The organism is Methanospirillum sp., assembly GCF_035560735.1.
Taxonomy (GTDB): Archaea; Halobacteriota; Methanomicrobia; order Methanomicrobiales; family Methanospirillaceae; genus Methanospirillum.
On sequence record NZ_DATMYY010000201.1, the window covers coordinates 1 to 6,008 of the forward strand.

The window sequence follows — 6,008 nt, forward strand, 5'->3', positions numbered from 1 at the left end:
CTTTTATGTGGTATCTGAATGAAATCTTTTATCAATAATTTTCCATCGACAGATTGAAGGAAATCTCTTCTTTCATATCGGCACACGTATCAGTCTAGGTGTATTACAGGTATTCATGTCTCTTGATGAGGCACTCCGGCAGATTGCCGGACAGGCAGGGGTAAATCATTACGGGGTTGCCGACCTTCATCTTGCTCACGAAGCAATTCGTGAACAAGGTGGTGAGGAGATTGCCATGTATCCCTTCGCAATTTCCGTGGGTATGAATCTTGTTCATCCAGTTGTTGACTTACTTCCAGGGAGATCTGAATCTGGATCAATATTATATCGGCATTATGCTTACAATGTGATTAACACAAGGCTAGATATTCTGGTTTCACAACTGGCTGGTCGAATTCAGGAGGATGGGTTTTCTGCATTCCCAGTTCCTGCATCCACGCGGACAAATAATGAAAAGATATCAGCATTTTTCTCACATAAACTCGCAGCGCATTGTGCAGGCCTGGGATGGATAGGAAAGAGCTGTCTTCTCATCACTGAATCTGCAGGACCACGGGTCAGGTGGGGAAGTATCCTCACCAATGCACCACTAGCCCCAACAGGAACTCCTATGGAAGAGCGGTGCGGTTCGTGCCGTGAATGCGTAGATGCCTGCCCAGTTCATGCTTTTACCGGAGAATCATTCAGAGAAGAAGATGCACGGGAGATTAGATATGATGCAGGAAAATGTGATCAGTTTTTTGCGTCGCTTCGTGCGCAGGGAAAAGAGGCAGTATGTGGCATGTGCCTATATGCATGCCCATATGGAAAACGAGCTTCAGGAAAGATAGAACATCCGTAAGCATCAGGGAAGTTCAACCTCTCCAATTATTGGGACTTGAATTTCAGTGATCAATTCCTCTTGTGGGATCTCACAGGGATCATTCAAATATAATTCTCTCCCCGGAATTCCCAAAGATATTCCCTTTTCTGTTGCATACGCATATGCCCGTGACCATCCCTCATGGATCCCCATGTATGGTCCTTTGTAAATAAGTGAAAGAAATCGCCCTCCACTTAGTGTAGATATGTGGATGTGATTTGAATCTGTACTGATTCTTCCTAAAATAGGAAATGCAACCTCAATATCTGCATCTGACTCCCTGTATTCTCCATCATGATAAATACTCATTGGAGGACCTGCCATACGTAGCCCTGTCTGACCTGAATTTTCAGTCGCAATGACAGAACAAAGTTCATTGATGAGGCGTGAGCAGACTTCTTCATATCTCCCTTTGTCACGGATGCTCATCACTCTGATAGGGGTGATATTCTTGATTACCGGCTCTGTACAACTCATTGGTATCAAATCCAGCGAGATCTCCTGATGACGGAGGATCTCTTCTATCTTGTGTAACCTGTCAATCTCAATTCCAATCTCTGCCCGTCGTTGTGCAATGAGGCTACGGATTATCTCATCATCTCCTGATTCTTTAGCTCTTAGGATTGATGCGATTTCATCAAGGTTGAATCCAAGCAAGGAAAGAGTTCTGATAACTACTCCGGTTCCGATCTGGGATGCTGTATAGTTCCGGTATCCTGTGATACGATCTTTTGCAGCAGGAACAAGTAGTCCCTTTCTATCATAGATCCTGAGTGCCTTAAGTGACAGATGACTGATGAGAGAAAACCTGCCAATTGGGATCTGATCGATTGCCATGTGTTACCCTTTATTGTGGCCCGTGGACAGGTAAAGATCACCGCAGTCTCACCCGGGTCAGAGTCAGGTTTATAGTTAACAGTCTCGTTTTGTAGTCTTGACAGGATCCCATTTTTCCCGGATATCAGCTAACCTGATTGCATGGTCAGGGTTATCGGTGCACCCCGGCTGATTCCGGCAGCAGGTTCTCCCCCGAAAACCATTGCAGAATTTATCGGAAGGGCAGTATCCGGAACAGATCAGGTCAGTATCGCCATGATGAAGAGTCCGCCAGGATGGGCTGAACCAGGCCAGACTCCTGAGTTTGATGAATACTCGCTAGTCCTTAAAGGAACACTTATAGTTTCAACCAGAACTGGATCGGTAGATGTTCAGAGTGGACAGGCTGTGATTGTTCCAGCAGGAGAATGGGTACAGTACAGTTCTCCTAAAGGAGCTGAATACCTGGCGGTCTGCGTGCCGGCGTTTAGTCCTGAAGTAGTACACCGGGATGATTTAGTCTCAAGCCAGAAATCAATACCAATAGATCCAGCTGATATCACTTACAAGGAATTCGGTAAGGATGGCCTATTGTATATTGAAGAATTATGGGATCTTCTGAGAAGCCATCATGCCTGCAACGCCAGGTATTTTAAAGATCAACTCTTAGCCAGGCCGTTCTTAGAGCGTTGCGATGATATTTTGCAAACCAATGCTGCCAGGGAACTTTTAGTACATCTGGCACAGGTAAGGGGCGCCGGACCATATATTGGATTTTGTGTGAGTTCTGCCGCATCCGGTTCATACGGGGAGATTGAATCTATATTTGTTCTTCCAGAATACCGCTCTCTTGGAATCGGAACCACGTTTATGAATCATGCACTCACTTGGATTAAAGAGAGAGATGTGAGTGAATACCGGGTACGGGTATGTGAAGGAAATGAACAGTCATTCCGGTTTTATGAACGATTTGGTTTTTATCTCCGGCGTCACCTGCTCATCAGAAAAACAGAAGTGTTGTCATGAAGTCAGCCTTAATCCTTATTGATATTCAGAATGATTACTTTCCAGGCGGAAAGATGGAACTGGTTGGTGCAGAAAATGCCGGTAAAAAAGCTGGTAGTATGCTTGATGCTGCACGGAAAAATGGGTATTTGATAATTCACATTCAACATCTTGCAACAAGACCGGATGCTCCCTTTTTCCTCCCTGAGACAAAGGGGGCTATGATCAACGATCTTGTAAAACCCTTGCCCGGAGAAGATGTAGTTCAGAAAAATTTCCCAAACAGCTTCAGGGAAACGAATCTTCAAGAAATTCTTACAAAGGCCGGTGTAGAAAACCTTGTAATTGGGGGGATGATGACCCATATGTGTGTGGATGCAACTGTCAGGGCAGCAGCAGATCTTGGGTATCAGTGCATGTTAGCGTCTGATGCATGTGCGACGAGAGATCTGATCTGGGATGGTCAGACAGTGCCTGCAGAATATGTACACATGTCCTTCCTTGCAGCATTATCAGGCCTGTATGTACAGGTTTTCTCAACAGAAGACGTCATCCGGCAGATCAAAGGATAGGCTCTACTCTCCACCCGTTCACGGGTCCTATCATATTACCATGTATGTCCCGGGATCTGAATCATATCCCGGGATTATCATATCAAGAGAGGAATAGAGTGCTCTGACCATGTCAGGATCAAATGCAGGCAATCCATAACTGGAGGATAGTGTCATAACATCACCAAATGATGAGATTGCGAAACTAAATCCTGGTGGCAGGTTGTGTGTTGGAAGGAGAAAGGCACGAGATACCGACACTCCGGGATCAAGATCTTTGGGATTTATGATACCGGTATTTGTGAACAGAGGAGATCTTTTTCCTTTGGTGCGAACTTCATTCCATTGTTTTTGCATATCAGTTCTGGCTTTGACGCAGCCAGCATTGTAAAGGTGTTCTGCTTCTATTGCTCCATCAATTCCGGGGTTTTTCTGTTTTATCTCATCCATTATCATATGAACTTTGAGAGAAGTTTCCATGAGTGAATCATCATGGAAAACTGGGATAGAAACTTCGAACGCAGTTGAATAATTAAAAACAGTTCTTTGGGGAACTTCCTTCAGGTACCTTCTCAGGTCGATGGTAGTGAGCAGATGTATGTCCCTTAATTTCCATTGAGTTAATCCGGCACAGACTGTTGCCACCGCAGCAAGCATCAGATCGTTTAGTGTAACTTTCCATTCCTTTCTAACTTCATGAATAATTCTGACACGTTCCCTGTTCAAGCTGAGAATTGAAAAAACCTGCTGTTCACAATGCATGGATTTAGCAGGAATTGAAAATTTATCTGACCAGGATACCCCGTCAGGATTCAGATTTTCCTGACGTGTTATGCGTGATGAGATTTGAGGCAGAATTCTCTGGCTGATTGAACCTGGTTCTGTATGAAATGCACATCCGGATCTCTCTCCCCGGTAAAATGAGAAAAGTAAACTGGCAAAGTCTTTCATCCCTTTCCCATCCATTGATGCGTGATGAGCATTGATTACGAGAATATCACCTTTATCTTCGGTGCTTCTTATATGGATGATCCGTATCATGGGACCTTGGTATGGATCAATTTGATATGACAGGGCTTTTTGGAGGAGAGTAACCGGGTTTGAATCTGATATTTGTATAAAAAGTTCTTCACTCTTGATTTCCGGGATCATCTCCCACAAGAGTTTGTTATCGTCCTGGACAAGTCGGCACCGGATAATTGGTTCAGCTTCAGTTGCCATCATAGCAGCCTTGACAAGAGAATCCGAATGGATCTGCCCTTTAAGCATGATAACAAGATGGATCATCTGGTCAGAAAATAATGAGAGAAGGTCAGAAAAAAAGTCAAAGGGGTTAACCTGAAACCGAAGGGGGGTAAATTCAGATTGAAACCTGGGCTGGTTTAAAACCATCTCTATGCTGCGTGTTGATTTGGAGTTTCTTTCAGATATTCTTTGAGAACCTGACCAAGGCGATAGATCCCTTCTTCGATGCGTTCAGGTGTTGAGTTAGAAAAGTTCAGTCTGACTGTATCTAATCCTCCTCCATCTGTATAGAATGGGATACCTGGAAGGATTGCCACATCTTTTTTTATGGCACGTTCGAATAGTTCCATTGATGAATACCCCTCCGGTAGTGTTGCCCAGATAAACATTCCTCCATTTGGCCTGGTGCAGGTAACCCCTTCAGGAAATTCTGCTTTTATTGCAGATAACATACAGTCGCACTGGTTTGAATAAGCTTCAGATATCCGGGAAATATGTGCATCTATCTGGTAATTTGCGAGGAACCGGGAAATAATTCTCTGACTCAAAATGTTTGAATGCAAATCAGTACCCTGTTTAACAGTTACTGCCTGTTCAAGGATTTGTTTAGGTGCACAGATCCACCCCATACGCATACCTGGTGCGATGATCTTAGAGAATGAACCTGTCATCACAGTAAGCTCGGGAATTATTTTTTTTATGGAAGGCATCTGTTCTCCCCTAAATTTGAGTTCCCCGTATGCATCATCTTCGACGAAAATGGTACTGTATTTCTTAAGGATTTCAGATACTTCCTTTCGATTCTCTCGTGACCATGTTATTCCTGAAGGATTCTGAGAATTTGGAACACCATAAAAGAAACATGGTTTGTCACGACTCAGTACCATTTCAAGTTCGTTAATGTCAGGACCTTCATAAGTCAGTGATATCGTGGCGAACTTTGGTTCATACATTGAAAAGGCCTGAATAGCACCGAGGTATCCAGGTCGTTCAATTGCAACATAACTTCCCTTGTTGATGAATATCTTGCCAATCAGGTCAAGACATTGTTGTGATCCATTGGTAATCAGGATCTCATCAGGAGAGATATCGATACCCAGACGTTTTTTGTATCGATCTGCTATCCATTGACGAAGTGGAGGATGACCCTCTGTTGTTGCATACTGGAGTGCAGCAGTTCCCTCCTCAGCAATGACTTTCTCTGCAGTCGCTGCCAGTTCCTGCACAGGAAAAAGTTCAGGGTTTGGCAGACCTCCGGCAAAGGAGATGATTTCAGGTTTCTGTGTCACTTTGAGGATCTCCCTGATGAATGACCGGGGGGTATTCTCCATCCGGGATGCAAACGTGTACTGCATAACTATCCTATAGAAATGAGCTTTACCGGCATTTGAGGGAGAGCATTAGAATATGATTTCATATTATTGTTCTCTTGCTGGATTTTTAGATAGCAAGGTTCAAAAATTTTTTGTTAATGCCCATGCGAAAAAAGGAAAATCTAACCATATCTTTGTCTAACTTTGTATATGCAC

General features: G+C 43.8%; 6 protein-coding genes. 3 read left to right on the forward strand and 3 right to left on the reverse strand.

Annotation, left to right across the window (positions count from 1 at the left end; all coding sequences use genetic code 11):
• Nucleotides 1–115: 115 nt before the first annotated feature.
• Entirely contained in the window at nt 116–841 is a 726-nt protein-coding gene (locus VN429_RS05945) for a 4Fe-4S double cluster binding domain-containing protein (RefSeq protein WP_325630891.1), read from the forward strand.
• Nucleotides 842–844: 3 nt separating this feature from the next.
• Here the strand turns inward: VN429_RS05945 and VN429_RS05950 are convergent, their stop codons facing one another.
• Nucleotides 845–1,699, reverse strand: a complete 855-nt coding sequence (locus VN429_RS05950; RefSeq protein ID WP_325630893.1) for a MerR family transcriptional regulator — start codon at nt 1,697–1,699, stop codon at nt 845–847.
• A gap of 141 nt (nt 1,700–1,840) precedes the next feature.
• On the opposite strand from VN429_RS05950, the gene VN429_RS05955 reads away from it, so the two are divergent.
• Both VN429_RS05955 and VN429_RS05960 read left to right on the forward strand, forming a co-directional pair.
• Nucleotides 1,841–2,704 carry a GNAT family N-acetyltransferase gene (locus VN429_RS05955; protein ID WP_325630895.1) on the forward strand — a complete coding sequence of 288 codons (864 nt, stop codon included), beginning with the start codon at nt 1,841–1,843 and terminating at the stop codon, nt 2,702–2,704.
• Nucleotides 2,701–3,255, forward strand: coding sequence for a cysteine hydrolase family protein (locus tag VN429_RS05960; protein WP_325630897.1), 555 nt, complete (start codon nt 2,701–2,703; stop codon nt 3,253–3,255). Before VN429_RS05955 ends, VN429_RS05960 begins: the two co-directional genes overlap by 4 nt.
• Nucleotides 3,256–3,285: 30 nt before the next feature.
• Here VN429_RS05960 and VN429_RS05965 read toward each other — a convergent pair whose 3' ends face one another.
• A complete protein-coding gene (locus VN429_RS05965) occupies nt 3,286–4,521 on the reverse strand; it encodes a condensation domain-containing protein (RefSeq protein ID WP_325630899.1) in 1,236 nt (411 codons plus the stop codon).
• A 107-nt stretch (nt 4,522–4,628) separates the two neighbouring features.
• Entirely contained in the window at nt 4,629–5,834 is a 1,206-nt protein-coding gene (locus VN429_RS05970; protein WP_325630903.1) for an aminotransferase-like domain-containing protein, read from the reverse strand.
• Nucleotides 5,835–6,008: the final 174 nt, after the last annotated feature.

Coding starts and splice junctions, on each gene's coding strand:
- VN429_RS05950 (WP_325630893.1), bottom strand. CDS start 1,699: ATGGCAATCGATCAGATCCCAATTGGCAGGTTTTCTCTCATCAGTCAT.
- VN429_RS05965 (WP_325630899.1), bottom strand. CDS start 4,521: ATGATCCATCTTGTTATCATGCTTAAAGGGCAGATCCATTCGGATTCT.
- VN429_RS05960 (WP_325630897.1), top strand. CDS start 2,701: ATGAAGTCAGCCTTAATCCTTATTGATATTCAGAATGATTACTTTCCA.
- VN429_RS05945 (WP_325630891.1), top strand. CDS start 116: ATGTCTCTTGATGAGGCACTCCGGCAGATTGCCGGACAGGCAGGGGTA.
- VN429_RS05955 (WP_325630895.1), top strand. CDS start 1,841: ATGGTCAGGGTTATCGGTGCACCCCGGCTGATTCCGGCAGCAGGTTCT.
- VN429_RS05970 (WP_325630903.1), bottom strand. CDS start 5,834: ATGCAGTACACGTTTGCATCCCGGATGGAGAATACCCCCCGGTCATTC.